Origin of the sequence: Pseudomonas sp. S150 (genome assembly GCF_004526365.1) — a bacterium.
GTDB lineage: Bacteria > Pseudomonadota > Gammaproteobacteria > Pseudomonadales > Pseudomonadaceae > Aquipseudomonas > Aquipseudomonas putida_A.
This window is the reverse complement of the sequence record NZ_CP038207.1, coordinates 5,800,173-5,814,022: the sequence shown is the minus strand read 5'-3', so window position 1 is coordinate 5,814,022 and position 13,850 is coordinate 5,800,173. Positions and strand designations below refer to the sequence as shown.

At 61.4% G+C, this 13,850-nt stretch carries 11 protein-coding genes and 1 pseudogene; 5 read left to right on the top strand and 7 right to left on the bottom strand.

The genetic code is table 11. The annotated features are described in order from the left end of the window. Positions 1-2: 2 nt before the first annotated feature. The 6 genes and pseudogenes from E3Z29_RS26970 to dksA all read right to left on the bottom strand — a co-directional run bounded on the left by E3Z29_RS26970 (position 3) and on the right by dksA (position 8,460). Positions 3-1,405 (bottom strand): annotated as a pseudogene (locus E3Z29_RS26970) (polynucleotide adenylyltransferase PcnB). A 723-nt stretch (positions 1,406-2,128) separates the two neighbouring features. Then, positions 2,129-3,565, bottom strand: a complete 1,437-nt coding sequence (locus tag E3Z29_RS26965) for a sigma-54 dependent transcriptional regulator (RefSeq protein ID WP_134787346.1) — start codon at positions 3,563-3,565, stop codon at positions 2,129-2,131. 22 nt (positions 3,566-3,587) lie between these two features. After that, positions 3,588-6,542 (bottom strand): sensor histidine kinase, encoded by a 2,955-nt coding sequence (locus tag E3Z29_RS26960; protein ID WP_027614096.1) that lies wholly within the window; start codon positions 6,540-6,542, stop codon positions 3,588-3,590. Further along, positions 6,526-6,702, bottom strand: a complete 177-nt coding sequence (locus E3Z29_RS26955) for a hypothetical protein (RefSeq protein ID WP_003176118.1) — start codon at positions 6,700-6,702, stop codon at positions 6,526-6,528. Before E3Z29_RS26955 ends, E3Z29_RS26960 begins: the two co-directional genes overlap by 17 nt. Positions 6,703-6,779: 77 nt before the next feature. After that, entirely contained in the window at positions 6,780-7,676 is an 897-nt protein-coding gene (gene gluQRS / locus E3Z29_RS26950; RefSeq protein ID WP_098965640.1) for a tRNA glutamyl-Q(34) synthetase GluQRS, read from the bottom strand. A gap of 340 nt (positions 7,677-8,016) precedes the next feature. Continuing rightward, positions 8,017-8,460 carry an RNA polymerase-binding protein DksA gene (dksA, locus tag E3Z29_RS26945; protein WP_003228250.1) on the bottom strand — a complete coding sequence of 148 codons (444 nt, stop codon included), beginning with the start codon at positions 8,458-8,460 and terminating at the stop codon, positions 8,017-8,019. Between the two features lie 334 nt (positions 8,461-8,794). Here dksA and E3Z29_RS26940 point away from each other — a divergent pair, with 334 nt between their 5' ends. Next, the gene (locus tag E3Z29_RS26940; RefSeq protein WP_134787345.1) at positions 8,795-9,967 is read left to right on the top strand and encodes a pyridoxal phosphate-dependent aminotransferase; all 1,173 of its coding nucleotides are present in this window, start codon (positions 8,795-8,797) and stop codon (positions 9,965-9,967) included. After that, positions 9,967-10,680, top strand: coding sequence for a DNA/RNA nuclease SfsA (gene sfsA / locus E3Z29_RS26935; protein WP_134787344.1), 714 nt, complete (start codon positions 9,967-9,969; stop codon positions 10,678-10,680). The genes E3Z29_RS26940 and sfsA overlap by 1 nt, the downstream gene beginning before the upstream one ends. Here the strand turns inward: sfsA and E3Z29_RS26930 are convergent. After that, positions 10,677-10,994, bottom strand: a complete 318-nt coding sequence (locus tag E3Z29_RS26930) for a Rieske (2Fe-2S) protein (RefSeq protein ID WP_027614091.1) — start codon at positions 10,992-10,994, stop codon at positions 10,677-10,679. The genes sfsA and E3Z29_RS26930 overlap by 4 nt on opposite strands. A 162-nt stretch (positions 10,995-11,156) precedes the next feature. Between E3Z29_RS26930 and E3Z29_RS26925 the strand changes: the two genes are divergently transcribed. The 3 genes from E3Z29_RS26925 to E3Z29_RS26915 are packed head-to-tail and all read left to right on the top strand — an operon-like array spanning position 11,157 to position 13,830. Then, on the top strand, positions 11,157-12,029 hold the full coding sequence (locus tag E3Z29_RS26925; protein WP_134787343.1) for a hemin ABC transporter substrate-binding protein: 873 nt from the start codon (positions 11,157-11,159) through the stop codon (positions 12,027-12,029). Between the two features lie 50 nt (positions 12,030-12,079). Further along, a complete protein-coding gene (locus E3Z29_RS26920) occupies positions 12,080-13,063 on the top strand; it encodes an iron ABC transporter permease (RefSeq protein ID WP_177416216.1) in 984 nt (327 codons plus the stop codon). Continuing rightward, positions 13,063-13,830 (top strand): heme ABC transporter ATP-binding protein, encoded by a 768-nt coding sequence (locus E3Z29_RS26915; RefSeq protein ID WP_134787341.1) that lies wholly within the window; start codon positions 13,063-13,065, stop codon positions 13,828-13,830. The genes E3Z29_RS26920 and E3Z29_RS26915 overlap by 1 nt, the downstream gene beginning before the upstream one ends. Positions 13,831-13,850 lie beyond the last annotated feature (20 nt).

Genomic DNA, 13,850 nt, shown 5'->3' with positions numbered 1-13,850 from the left:
CCTTATTCGCCCGAGGCGCTCGGAGAGCTCCGGCGCGCTTGCGCTTGGAACCGCTGCTGCGGCGACGTTTGCGCGGCGCGCCGCTGGCGTCATCACCCTTGCCGCTGAGTTCGCGAATCATCTCGCGACGCTCGCTGTCGTTGGCGTCCTGATAATCCGTCCACCATTCGCCCAGGCCATCGGTCTGCTCGCCAGCGCTTTCACGCAGCAGCAGGAAGTCGTAACCGGCGCGGAAGCGTGGATTGTCCAGCAGCAGGTCGGCGCGTTTGCCGCTGCGGCGTGGCAAGCGTTCCTGCATGTCCCAGATTTCGCGGATCGGCATGGTGAAGCGCTTTGGAATGGCGATGCGCTGGCACTGCTCGGCGATCAGCTCGTGCGCACCTTCCTGCATCGCCGGAATCGGCGGCATGCCACGCTCTTGCAGACGCAACACGCGGGCCGGCAGGGCAGGCCAGAGCAGGGCGGCAAACAGGAACGCCGGGGTCACCGGTTTGTTCTGCTTGATGCGCAGGTCGGTGTTGGTCAGCGCTTCGCTGATCAGCGTGTGGGTGTATTCCGGGTTGTGCTCCAGTGCGTCGGCACTGGCCGGGAACAGCGGGGCGAACAGTTGCAGATCGACCAGCATCTCGAACGTGATCGCGCCATGGCCGGAGAGGAACAGCTTGAGCACTTCCTCGAACAGGCGGGCCGACGGGATCTCGCGCAGCATCGGCGCCAGTTCGCGGATCGGCTGCACGGTGTGTTTTTCGATGCCGAAATTCAGCTTGGCGGCGAAACGCACGGCACGCAGCATGCGCACCGGGTCTTCCTGGTAACGCTGCTTCGGATCGCCGATCAGGCGGATCAGGTGATTGCGGATGTCGTGTACACCGTTGGCGTAATCGAGAATGCGCTCGCTGACCGGATCGTAATACAGGGCGTTGATGGTGAAGTCGCGGCGTTGCGCGTCTTCTTCCAGGGTGCCGTAGACGTTGTCGCGCAGAATCCGCCCGCTCTCGTTGCGCGAAGACTGGTTGCTGTCCTCGTCGTCTTCATTGACCGGGTGATTGGCGCGGAAGGTCGCGACTTCGATGATTTCGCGACCGAAATGAATGTGCACCAGTTTGAAGCGGCGACCGATGATCCGCGCATTGCGGAATTCGGCACGGACTTGCTCGGGGGTGGCGCTGGTGGCGACGTCGAAGTCCTTGGGCGTGATGCCCAACAGCATGTCACGCACGCAACCACCGACCAGATAGGCCTGGTAGCCGGCGCCCTGCAAGCGTTCGACGATATTGACCGCGTAGCGGCTGAATTGCCCCTTCTGCAGCGAATGTTGGCCGCTGTTGAGCACTTCAGGGGTGCTGCGGATGTGTTGCGTACGACGCACGGGAGTTCGGAATGACTGGAACAGCTTCTTCAGCATGGGATGCACTGTTTGAAGGAATGTTCGGCCATACCAAAGAATGACCGCATGATGGGCGCAGATTCTAGCATTTAGTCGGGGGATGGTGTAGGACGCAGCGGATTTGCGCTGTAAGTCGCAGGCTAAAGGCTTTGGGGGCGGGTTTTTGCGGGGGGGAAGAAACTACAAGGGGAGCCGAAGCTCCCCCAGAAGTAGTTGCGTGCTCTTTTTATTATTGATTCGGGCTTCTTGTTTTTGTTGAGTGCCCTCGCCATGAAGCTTTTCCTTCATGACCCTCCCAATCGGGAGCCAAGAGCAAACGGATTGCTTTGGTCGCTGTGTTGCAGTGATCTTGCGATCCAACCAGTACAGGCTCTGTCTTAGGACAGTTTTTGTTGTTCTCGGCCTGGTCGTGGGGCTAGCCCCAAATACAACGCCTCTCCAAAAGAATCAGTTAGCTGCGCCTCTCGCCGTCTTGTTTTTATTGTGCGTGAGTCGATTCGTCTTATTTTTATTGTCTTGTGCATTGCTTGTTATTGTTCTTGTACCAAACATATAGCAGGTGCCGTGCCAACTTTTGCGAAGCCCAATAAAACAAGGGGTTAGGTCGATATAACGGTTTTCTCGGGGCGAAAAAAAGCCGGGGTTTCGTTACCGATAACCCCGGCTTCTGTTACGTGAAAGGACTGAGGTAACAGTTTTTTCACATCTTCAAGCGTTACGCGCACACTCGACAGGTAACGTTCAGCTCTCGCTGGTGACCCCGGTCTTGCGCCGTGGAATACCCAGGCGCTGGCGGCGTTCCCACAGGCACTTGCGGCTGACGCCCAGTTTGCGCGCCAGTTCGGTCTCGGTCATGTGGTCCTGATGCTCAAGAACGAAGTGCTGGAAGTAATCTTCCAGCGACAGGTCTTCCGTCGGCTCATGGCTGCTGTTGCTGGTGTTACCTGCGGTTTGCGCAGGCAAGCCGATGAACTCGTCGTCTTCCAGATCGCTCAACTCGATGTCGATGCCCAGCAGGTCGGCAGAGATTTCCGGGCTTTCGCTCAGGATCACTGCGCGCTCCACCGCGTTTTCCAGCTCGCGCACGTTACCCGGCCAGGAATAGTGCCGGATGGCCTGTTCGGCATCGGCGGCAAATTTCAGGTCGGTACGGTTGATGCGCGCACTCTGGCGAGCGAGGAACGCGGTGGCGATTTCGTTGACGTCGGCGCCACGTTCACGCAGGGCCGGCAATTTCAGGGCAATCACGTGCAGGCGGTAATACAGGTCTTCACGGAACTGGCCGATTTTCGCCAGGCTCTTGAGGTCGCGGTGGGTCGCGGCGATCAAGCGCACATCGACTTTTTGCGACTGCACCGAACCCACACGGCGAATCTCGCCTTCCTGCAGCACGCGCAGCAGGCGGGCCTGGGCTTCCAGCGGCAGTTCGCCGATCTCGTCGAGGAACAGCGTGCCGCCGTCCGCCGCTTCCACCAGACCGGCGCGACCGGCGCTGGCGCCAGTGAACGCGCCTTTTTCGTGGCCGAACAGTTCGGACTCGATCAGGCTTTCCGGGATGGCTGCGCAGTTCACCGAAATCATCGGTGCCTTGGCACGCTTGGACAGGTTATGCAGGGCGCGGGCCACCAGCTCTTTACCGGTGCCGGACTCGCCCTGGATCAGGACATTGGAATCGGTCGGTGCGACCTTGCGGATCTTGCTGTACAGATCCTGCATCGGCGGGCACGAGCCAATGATGCCGATCTCGCCGTTGCTGTTGTCGACAGACGACTTGCCGCTGCCATTGGCTGCTTTGCCGGCAGGCACTTCGCCGGCGGCAGGCGTCGACTGGTGATCACGCAGGATCCGTGCGACGGCCTGGAGCATTTCATCGTGATCGAAAGGCTTGGCGATGTAGTCCACCGCGCCCATCTTCATCGAGTCGACCGCCGAGCGCAGGCTGGCGTAGCTGGTCATGATCAGCACCGGTTTGCCCTGGCCAAGCTTGATCAGCTCTGTGCCGGGGGCGCCAGGCAGGCGCAGGTCGCTGACGATCAGATCGAATGTGGGAATACTGAAGCGTTCTTGTGCTTCCTGCACAGAACCGGCTTCGCTGACCTGATACTGGTTACGTTCCAGCAGGCGGCGCAAGGCGGAGCGGATAATGGTTTCGTCTTCGACGATCAAAATGTGCGGCATTGATTCGATACTCTCGACGGTCTCAGTTCACAGCGGACGTCGCTTCGACATGACGCGGTAAGGTCACCCGGATACGGGTGCCGCGCTGGCTTTGTACATCAGCCGGGCTGTCGATGGTGATTTGTCCATAATGCTCTTCAACGATGGAATAGACCAGTGCAAGGCCCAGACCGGTACCTTCACCCGGATCCTTGGTGGTGAAGAAAGGTTCGAACAATCGGTCCATGATGTTCTGCGGAATACCACTGCCTTCGTCTTCGACGATCAGATCGACCGTGTGTTCGCCGGCTTCACTCTTGACCCGTACGGCGCTGTGCGGCGGCGAGGCGTCGCGGGCATTGGAGAGCAGATTGATCAGCACCTGGGCGAGGCGCTGCGGATCGCCTTCGACCCAGTGATCGGGGTCGCACAGGTTGTAGAACTGCACTTCGAAGTTGCGCCGGTTCAGCGCCAGCAGGCCAATTGCATCCTGCGCGACTTCGGCCAGACAGACGGGTTCGTCGCTGTGCTGGTGGCTGCCGGCGTGGGCGAAGCTCATTAGCGACTGCACAATGCGCGACACGCGCTTGGTCTGTTCGAGAATCTGCCCGCTGATTTCCGTCAGTTCGCCATCTTCTTCACGCTCTTCGCGCAGGTTCTGCGCCAGACAGGCGATACCGGTGATCGGGTTGCCGATTTCATGGGCCACACCCGCCGCCAGTCGGCCGATGCTCGCCAGACGCTCGGAGTGCACCAGTTTGTCTTCAAGCATTTGGGTTTCGGTCAGGTCTTCCACTAGCAGCACCAGGCCGCTGTTGCCCGGGGCCAACGGCTCATCGATCGCTGCTTTGTGCAGATTGAGCCAGCGGGTCTGGCCGTCTAGGGCCAGGTGCTGCTTGTGCAAATGTTCATCGGGCAGGTTGATGAAGCCTTGCAGCAATTGCTTCCACGGATTGGCGATGGTGCTCAGGCGCGAACCCACCACCCGTTGCGCGGCGATGCCGGTGAGTTCTTCCATGGCCTTGTTCCACATCAGGATCTCTTGATCCTTGGCCAGCGAGCAGACGCCCATTGGCAGTTCCTGCAGGGTCTGGCGGTGGTAGCGGCGCAAGGCGTCGAGCTCAGCGGCCAGCCCGGTGAGGCGCGAGTGGTAGTCCTCGAGGCGGCTTTCAATGAAGTGGATGTCTTCGGTTACGTAGTTCTCGCCGCCAGCCTTGTACGGCAGGAAGGTTTCGACCATGTCCTGCGCCACGCTCGGGCCCATCAGGCCGGAGAGGTTGGCTTCGATGCGGTCGCGCAAGCGGCGCAAGGCATAAGGACGGCGTTCGTCGAACGGCAGATAGAGGTCGCGCAGGGCCTGCTCGACTTCTTTCTGCGCCGCCTTGGCGCCTAGCGGTTTGGCCAGTTGCGTAGCGAACTCCTGGGGCGAGGCGGCGTGCAGTTCACGACGTTGCGGACGGCGCACGTTATCCACCGCGCAGGCTTCGGCGGCGCTGGCTTCTTCAGGGCTGGCGTTGGTGAACAGAGAGATCAGGGTGAACATCAGCACGTTGGCCGCCAGCGAGGCGATCGCCGCCATGTGCCAGCTGGTGTCGTCCAGCACGTAGATCATGTTCAGCAGTGGAATGTAGAAACCCTGCAGGTTGCCGACCAGCGGCAACAGCATGGTCACCACCCACACCAGTATCCCCGCCAGCAAGCCGGCGATAAAGCCGCGACGGTTGGCGGTCGGCCAGTACAGCACCGAGAGCACGCCGGGCAGGAATTGCAAGGTTGCAACGAAGGCGACGATGCCGAGGTTGGCCAGGTCCTGTCCGGCGCCGAGCATCAGGTAAAAGCAGAAACCGGCCATGATGATCGCAACGATCAGCGCCCGGCGGGTCCACTTCAGCCAGCGATAGATATTGCCTTCGGCCGGCGGCTGATAGAGCGGCAGCACCAGATGGTTCAGCGCCATGCCCGACAGTGCCAGGGTGGTGACAATGATCAAGCCACTGGCCGCTGACAATCCGCCGACGTACGCCAGCAAGGCCAGCGGTTTGCTGTTGGCGGCAATGCCGATGCCGAGGGTGAAGTATTCCGGATCGGTGGTGGCGCCGAGCTTCAGGCCGGCCCAGAGAATCAACGGCACCGCCAGACTCATCAGCAACAGGAACAGCGGCAGGCCCCAACTGGCACTGACCAGCGAGCGCGGGTTGAGGTTTTCGGTGAAGGTCATGTGGTACATGTGCGGCATCACGATCGCCGAGGCGAAAAACACCAGCAACAGCGTGCGCCACGGCCCTTCCTGCAGCGGCGTGTGCAACGCGGCGAGGGCGGTCTGGTTTTGCAGCAGCCACAGTTCAAGCTGTTGCGGGCCGTCGAACACGCCGTACAGCGCATAGAGGCCGACGCCGCCGAGGGCTATCAGTTTGATCACCGATTCGAAGGCAATCGCGAACACCAGCCCTTCGTGTTTCTCGCGGGTGGCGATATGCCGGGAGCCGAAGAAGATCGTGAACAGAATGATCAGCGCACAGAACGCCAGCGCGACGCGGCTCTGGATCGGCTCGCCGGTGAGGATGCCGATGGAGTCGGCCACCGCCTGAATCTGCAACGCCAGCAGCGGCAGTACGCCGATCAGCATGAAGATCGTGGTCAGTGCGCCGGCCCAGGTACTGCGGAAGCGGAAGGCGAACAGATCCGCCAGCGACGACAGTTGATAGGTGCGGGTGATTTTCAGGATCGGATACAGCAGCACCGGCGCCAGCAGAAACGCACCGGACACCCCGAGGTAACTGGAGAGAAAGCCGTAGCCGTACTGATAGGCCAGGCCCACGGTGCCGTAAAACGCCCACGCACTGGCGTAGACCCCCAGCGACAGGGTGTAGGTCAGCGGGTGGCGAATGATCGCTCGCGGGATCATGCCCCGTTCGCTGATCCAGGCGACGCCGAACAGCACCGTCAGGTACGCGGCGCTGACCAGGATCATCTGGGTCAGGCTAAAGCTCATCGGCATCTTTTTGGCTCTGCAGGATGAAGGTCACGACAATCAGGATCAACCAGAGCAGATACGGCCGATACCAGGCGCCCGTGGCGTCGATCCACCAATCCATGATGGCTGGCGAAAACAGATAGATTCCCACGACCAGAAGCAGGACCAAGCGATAGATGTACATCCCGGCCTCTCTTTTTTATGCGCGTGCCCGAAAACGTGCGGCGATGGTAACGGATGGGCGCGCCACTGCAAGTGTCGTCATTGCAGTTGCGCTTCGGGCAGGGTCAGTGTGCGCGGGATCTTTGTCGCATCCCAGTGGGCTGCGCCCCATTTGAGCAATTCCTCGGGTGTGGCATGGGCCAGTTCGGCACCGGGGTTTTGTCCCAGCGCTCGCAGGGCCCGCAGCAGCAAAGGAGTGGCCTGATCCGCCTCAAGCGGCGGCGAACGGTAGGATTTGCCGAGTTTGTTGCCGTCCGGCTGCGTGATCAATGGCAAGTGCAGATAGCGCGGCTGACGCAGGCCCAACAGTTCTTGCAGGTAGAGCTGGCGCGGCGTGGAATCGAGCAGGTCGGCACCGCGTACGATGTCGGTGATGCCTTGCCAGGCGTCATCCAGCACCACGGCCAGTTGATAGGCGTAGAGGCCGTCGCGGCGGCGAATCACGAAATCGCCGACGTCGCGCCCCAGATGCTGGCGGAACTCGCCCTGCACGCGGTCGATGAAGTGGTATTCCAGTTCCGGCACGCGCAGGCGGATCGCCGCGTCTTGCTGCTCATGGCCGGCATTGCGGCACAAGCCCGGGTAAATGCCGTGATACGGCTCCAGCTGCTTGCGCGAACAGGTGCAGGCGTAGGCCAGGCCGTGATTGAACAGACTGTTGAGGACTTCGGCGTAGGCGTCGTGCCGGTCACTCTGGCGCACCATTTCGCCGTCCCATTCGAAACCGTAGCTTTCCAGCGCCTTGAGAATCGCCGCCTGCGCGCCGGGCTCTTCCCGGGGCGGATCGAGATCTTCCATGCGCACCAGCCAGCGCCCGCCGACCGCGCGCGCGTCGAGGTAAGAGGCGAGGGCGGCAACCAGCGAGCCGAAGTGCAGGTGGCCACTGGGGGTGGGGGCGAAGCGGCCGATGTAGGCGGGGGCGGTTTTGGCAGTCATTTGGACAATATAACTTTTCAGGATTCGCGCAGATTACCCCTGTGGGAGCGGGCTTGCTCGCGAAAGCGTCGGCTCAGACATCTTTGATGTTGAATGACACACCGAATTCGGGAGCAAGCCCCCTCCCACCAAAAGCGCAAACAGGGCAAAAGGTAGAAACATTACCCCTGTGGGAGCGGGCTTGCTCGCGAAAGCGTCAGTTCAGACAACCTGGATGTTGAATGGCCGGCCGCATTCGGGAGCAAGCCCCCTCCCACAAAAGCAAGGCATAAAGGGCAAAGGCAAAAGGCAGAAACAAAAACGGAGCGTTCGCACGCTCCGTTTTTCGTTCAGGTCGAGATTACTTGCCGACCTGCTTTTCCTTGATTTCCGCCAGGGTCTTGCAGTCGATGCACAGATCGGCGGTAGGGCGGGCCTCGAGGCGCTTGACGCCGATCTCGATGCCGCAGGACTCGCACCAGCCGTACTCTTCGTCCTGGATCAGTTCGAGGGTCTTGTCGATCTTCTTGATCAGTTTGCGCTCGCGATCGCGGGCGCGCAGCTCGAGTGCGAATTCTTCTTCCTGGCTGGCACGGTCGGCCGGGTCAGGGAAGTTGGCCGCTTCGTCTTTCATGTGATCAACAGTACGGTCGACTTCCTGCATCAAGTCCTGTTTCCACTTGTTCAGGATCTTGGTGAAGTGCGCGCGCATGGGAGCGCCCATGTACTCTTCGCCGGCCTTCGGAACGTAAGGTTCGAAGCCGCTGATCGTCGCTTGCTGCTGTTGCTTTGCTTGGGTGGGCATGAAATGGACCGCCTCTACTCTTGTAATCCATTGCGCAGGATTGCTCCATCACCGACACCTGCCGGCCCTGCGGCTGCAAGCGGGCGAACTTACCAGATCAATTCGGCCTGCGCTACTCCCGGATGTCGAGGCCCCGGCGGGTGGCGCTTGCAGATGTTTGGCAAGCCGTGTCTGGCGCTGTTGAAAGCCTGTTCAATCACTGATTTTAGTCAATCCTGGAGCGTACGCTCATATCGTTACAGTCCAGCGTTCTTGAGGCTGTGACCGCGACGGGTTCTCGCTCGTTCCGGCAGATGGGTAGAATCGTCTCTTTTTCCCCGTCGAAGGAAAACCAATGGCTCAGCCTTACAGTGCGCGCAGTCGTGCGATCGAACCGTTCCATGTGATGGCGCTGCTGGCGCGGGCCAACGAACTGCAGGCCGAAGGTCACGACGTGATCCACCTGGAAATCGGCGAGCCGGACTTCACCACGGCCGAGCCGATCATCCGTGCCGGGCAGGCTGCGCTGACGGCGGGCAAGACCCGCTACACCGCCGCGCGGGGCATTCCTGAACTGCGCGAGGCGATTTCCGGTTTCTATCAGACACGTTACGGCTTGAACATCGATCCGCGGAGGATCCTGATCACCCCCGGTGGCTCCGGTGCGCTGTTGCTGGCCAGTGCCTTGCTGGTCGATCCCGGCAAACACTGGCTGCTGGCGGATCCGGGCTACCCGTGCAACCGGCACTTTCTGCGACTGGTCGAAGGCGCGGCGCAACTGGTGCCGGTCGGGCCGGAGGTGCGTTACCAACTGACCCCGGATCTGGTGGCGCGGCATTGGGATCACGACAGCGTTGGTGCGTTGGTGGCATCGCCAGCCAACCCCACCGGTACCATCCTGACCCGCGATGAACTGGCCGGGTTATCCACAGCGATCAAGGCGCGGCACGGGCATCTGGTGGTGGACGAGATCTACCACGGCCTGACTTATGGCACCGATGCCGCCAGCGTGCTGGAAGTGGATGACAGTGCCTTTGTCCTCAATAGTTTCTCCAAATATTTCGGCATGACCGGTTGGCGGCTCGGCTGGCTGGTGGCGCCGGATGCGGCCGTCAGTGAGCTGGAAAAACTCGCCCAGAACCTGTACATCAGCGCCCCGAGCATGGCGCAGTACGCCGCTTTGGCCTGCTTCGAGCCGGACACCATCAGCATCCTCGAAGAGCGCCGCGCCGAATTTGGCCGCCGCCGCGACTTCCTGCTGCCGGCATTGCGCGAGTTGGGTTTCAATATCGCCGTCGAGCCTGAAGGGGCGTTTTACTTGTACGCCGATATCAGCCAGTTTGGCGGTGATGCCTTCGCTTTCTGTCGACATTTCCTCGAAACCGAGCATGTTGCCTTTACTCCAGGGCTGGACTTCGGGCGTTATCAGGCCAGTCACCATGTGCGTTTTGCTTACACGCAAAACCTCCCTCGCTTACAGGAGGCGGTGGAACGGATTGCCCGTGGCTTGAAGAGTTGGCAAGGCTGATGCGCTTTTATCCGGCTCTGGAAGAGGCGCGCTTGATTCGCCGCTACAAACGTTTTCTGGCGGACGTTGAAACGGTCAATGGCGAGTTGTTGACCCTGCACTGCCCGAATACCGGCTCGATGCTCAACTGTCAGGTCGAAGGCGGGCAAGTGTGGTTCAGTCGCTCAAACGACCCGAAGCGCAAACTGCCCGGCACTTGGGAAATCGGCGAAACCCCGCAGGGGCGGCTGTTCTGCGTGAACACCGGGCGCGCCAATGCGCTGGTCGAAGAGGCGCTGCAAGCCGGAGTCATCAGCGAGTTGAACGGCTTTACGGCGCTTAAACGCGAAGTGCCGTACGGCCAGGAAAAGAGCCGCATCGATTTCCGCCTCGAATACCCGAGCGGCCCGGCTTATGTGGAAGTGAAGAGTGTCACGTTAGGCTTCGATGGAACCAACGTGGCGGCGTTTCCCGACGCGGTCACCCAGCGCGGTGCCAAGCATCTGCGTGAACTGGCGCATCTGGCCCGTGACGGTATTCGTGCGGTGCAGTTGTATTGCGTCAATCTCAGCGGGATTGAAGCGGTGCGGCCGGCCGAGGAAATCGATTCGGCCTACGCCGACGCCCTGCGTGAAGCGGTGGCGTGCGGGGTCGAGGTGCTGGCCTACGGCGTGCGTTTGAACCACGAAGAGATGGTGATCGACCGGCGGCTGGACGTTTTGCTCAGCGGTTAAACATCTATCCACAGCCCCTGTGCGTCTTCGCGGCAGGGGATGGCGGTCAGGGATTGCCCGGCGCAGGGCCCGGCGACGCATTCGCCGTCCTCGATCAGAAACAGTGCGCCGTGGGTGGCGCACTGGATCAGGCTGTTGCTCGGGTCGAGAAACTGGTCGGGGTGCCATTCCAGACCGACGCCGCGATGCGGGCAACGGTTGAGATAAACATAGGCCTGACCATTGCGGCGTACGGCAAACAGTTTGTTGCCGTCGATGTCGAACCCACGGCTGCCGGCCTCAGCGAGATCGGCGCCGGCGCACAAAAACTTCATGGCTATCCTCAAGTCTCGGCTCGTTTCAGGAAATGTCCGAGCTTGACGTTTAAATGCAAACAATTATCAAATGGCCGCCTTCGCCCACTGCGCGCAACCGCCGTCAAGGATACTTGGCCCGCCGGTTCGCTGCCCGGGAAAACTTTTCAAGGAAAGCTGCGTATGCGCCTGATTACCCGCGTTGCCGTGCTGTGTGTCGGACTGCTCGCCAGCCTTCAGGCGACAGCTGCCGATTTGCCACAGCGTTGGGTCAGCGCCGGTGGGGCGCTTTCGGAGTGGGTGAGTGCATTGGGTGGCAAATCCAAACTGGTCGGGGTCGACACCACCAGCCAGCATCCGCAATCGCTGAAGAAGCTGCCCAGCATCGGCTATCAACGCAGTCTCTCGGCAGAAGGCATTCTCAGTCTGCGCCCGGACATCCTCATTGGCACCGAAGAAATGGGCCCGCCACCGGTTATCGCTCAAGTGAAAAACGCCAAGGTACATGTCGAACTGTTCTCGGCGCAGCCGGATCTGCCGACACTGGAAAAAAACATCACGCATCTCGGGCAGTTGCTCGGCGCGCAAGCCCAGGCGGCGCAGTTGCTGGAAAGTTATCAACAGCAGCTAACCGCGCAGAAAGCCCGAGTCGCCGAGTTGCAGACCAAACATAAAGCGCCCGGTGTGCTGGTGCTGATCGGGCATGCCGGCGGCAAGCCATTGATTGCCGGCAAGGACACTGCCGCCGACTGGCTGCTGCAACGGGCCGGCGGACATAACCTGGCGACGCATACCGGTTACAAGCCGTTCTCCGTGGAGTCGCTGGCCGGGCTCGATCCTGAGGTGCTGGTGTTTGCTGATCGCGCGTTGAGCGGTGAGGCGGCAAAAGCGGCATTGTTCAAGGAAAACCCCATTCTCAATTCAAGCCGCGCGGCCAAGGCCGGACGGGTGCTGGAGCTGGATCCGACGCTGCTGGTCGGCGGGCTCGGGCCGCGTTTACCAGCGGCACTGAAGAATTTGTCTGACGGCTTCTACCCGACTGCGAGCGGCCAATGACCGTACTGGTCAAACCACGAAGCCTGTTTATCGGCCTGACGCTCCTGTGTTTGCTGGCCATCTGGCTGTCGTTGGCGCTGGGGCCGGTGAGCCTGCCGCTGTTCGATACGTTACGCGCTGCATTGCGCATGGTCGGTGTGCCGTTGGCGCCGGACGGTCTGGAGCAAGCCGAGCTGATCCTCGGGCAGATCCGTCTGCCGCGCACCTTGCTCGGTCTGGCCGTCGGCGGTGTGCTGGCACTGTCGGGTGTGGCGATGCAGGGCTTGTTTCGCAATCCGCTGGCCGATCCCGGGTTGGTCGGGGTTTCCAGTGGGGCAGCGCTGGGTGCGGCGGTGGCGATTGTCGGCGGGTCATTTTTTGGCGGTTTGCCGGAGTGGTTCGGGCCGTACCTGTTGTCGGCGTGCGCGTTTCTCGGTGGACTGGGGGTGACGGCGCTGGTCTATCGGCTCGGTCGGCGCAACGGCCAGACTAACGTCGCGACCATGCTGCTGGCCGGGATCGCCCTGACGGCATTGGCAAGCTCGGCGGTGGGTCTGTTCACCTATCTGGCGGATGACGCGACTTTGCGTACGCTGACTTTCTGGAATCTGGGCAGCCTCAATGGCGCCAGTTACGCGCGTTTGTGGCCGTTGCTGATTATCAGCGCTGGCGTCGCGCTGTGGTTGCCGCGGCGTGCCAAGGCGCTGAATGCGCTGTTGCTCGGGGAGTCCGAAGCCGGGCACCTGGGGATTGATGTCGAACGGCTCAAACGTGAATTGGTGTTCTGCACGGCGTTGGGTGTTGGCGCGGCGGTAGCGGCAGCCGGGATGATCGGTTTCGTCGGGCTGGTGGTGCCCCATCTGGTGCGTTTATTGGCCGGGCCCGATCACCGGGTGTTGCTGCCAGCGTCGGTACTGGCGGGTGCGAGCCTGTTGTTGCTGGCGGATCTGGTGGCGCGGCTGGCGCTGGCGCCGGCGGAGTTGCCGATCGGTATCGTCACGGCGTTTATCGGCGCGCCGTTCTTCCTCTACCTGTTGCTGCGAGGTCGTGCCTGATGCTGCGTGCGCACAATCTGCACATCCGTCGCGGACGCAAGACCGTCCTCAGCGACGTCACCCTGCAGCTTGAACCCGGTGAGGTGTTGGGTGTGCTCGGACCGAACGGTGCCGGCAAAAGCACCTTGCTCGGTGCCCTGTGCGGTGAGCTGGCGGCCAGTGAAGGTGAGGTGTTGCTCGACGACAAGGTGCTGAGTCACTGGACAGGTACGCAGCGCGCTCAGCGCCTGGCGGTATTGCCGCAGGTGTCGACGCTGGATTTTGCCTTTCGCGCGGAAGAAGTGGTCGGCATGGGTCGCTTGCCGTATCAAAGTGGTCGGGTGCTCGACGACGAGATCGTTGCGGCAGCGCTGGACGCTGCGGATGCCGGGCATCTGAGCGGGCGCAGTTATCTGGCGTTGTCGGGTGGCGAGCGTCAGCGCGTGCATCTGGCGCGGGTGCTGGCGCAGTTATGGCCGGGGCAGGCCGGGCAAACGCTGTTGCTGGATGAGCCGACCTCGATGCTCGATCCCTTGCATCAACACACCACGTTGCAGGCGGTGCGCGAGTTTGCCGATCGTGGCGCGGCGGTGCTGGTCATCCTGCATGATCTGAATCTGGCGGCGCGCTATTGTGATCGGGTGTTGCTGCTCGAAGGCGGGCGCCCGGTGGCGCTGGATACGCCGCAGCAAGTCTTGCGACCGGACTCGCTCAAAGCTGTGTTCGGTCTCGAGGTATTGGTGCAGCCGCACCCGGAGCGTGGGCATCCGCTGATCATCGCCCGCTGATTTCTCATCGAGGTGATGGT

Coding starts and splice junctions, on each gene's coding strand:
- E3Z29_RS26965 (WP_134787346.1), bottom strand. CDS start 3,565: ATGCCGCACATTTTGATCGTCGAAGACGAAACCATTATCCGCTCCGCC.
- E3Z29_RS26960 (WP_027614096.1), bottom strand. CDS start 6,542: ATGCCGATGAGCTTTAGCCTGACCCAGATGATCCTGGTCAGCGCCGCG.
- E3Z29_RS26955 (WP_003176118.1), bottom strand. CDS start 6,702: ATGTACATCTATCGCTTGGTCCTGCTTCTGGTCGTGGGAATCTATCTG.
- gluQRS (WP_098965640.1), bottom strand. CDS start 7,676: ATGACTGCCAAAACCGCCCCCGCCTACATCGGCCGCTTCGCCCCCACC.
- dksA (WP_003228250.1), bottom strand. CDS start 8,460: ATGCCCACCCAAGCAAAGCAACAGCAGCAAGCGACGATCAGCGGCTTC.
- E3Z29_RS26940 (WP_134787345.1), top strand. CDS start 8,795: ATGGCTCAGCCTTACAGTGCGCGCAGTCGTGCGATCGAACCGTTCCAT.
- sfsA (WP_134787344.1), top strand. CDS start 9,967: ATGCGCTTTTATCCGGCTCTGGAAGAGGCGCGCTTGATTCGCCGCTAC.
- E3Z29_RS26930 (WP_027614091.1), bottom strand. CDS start 10,994: ATGAAGTTTTTGTGCGCCGGCGCCGATCTCGCTGAGGCCGGCAGCCGT.
- E3Z29_RS26925 (WP_134787343.1), top strand. CDS start 11,157: ATGCGCCTGATTACCCGCGTTGCCGTGCTGTGTGTCGGACTGCTCGCC.
- E3Z29_RS26915 (WP_134787341.1), top strand. CDS start 13,063: ATGCTGCGTGCGCACAATCTGCACATCCGTCGCGGACGCAAGACCGTC.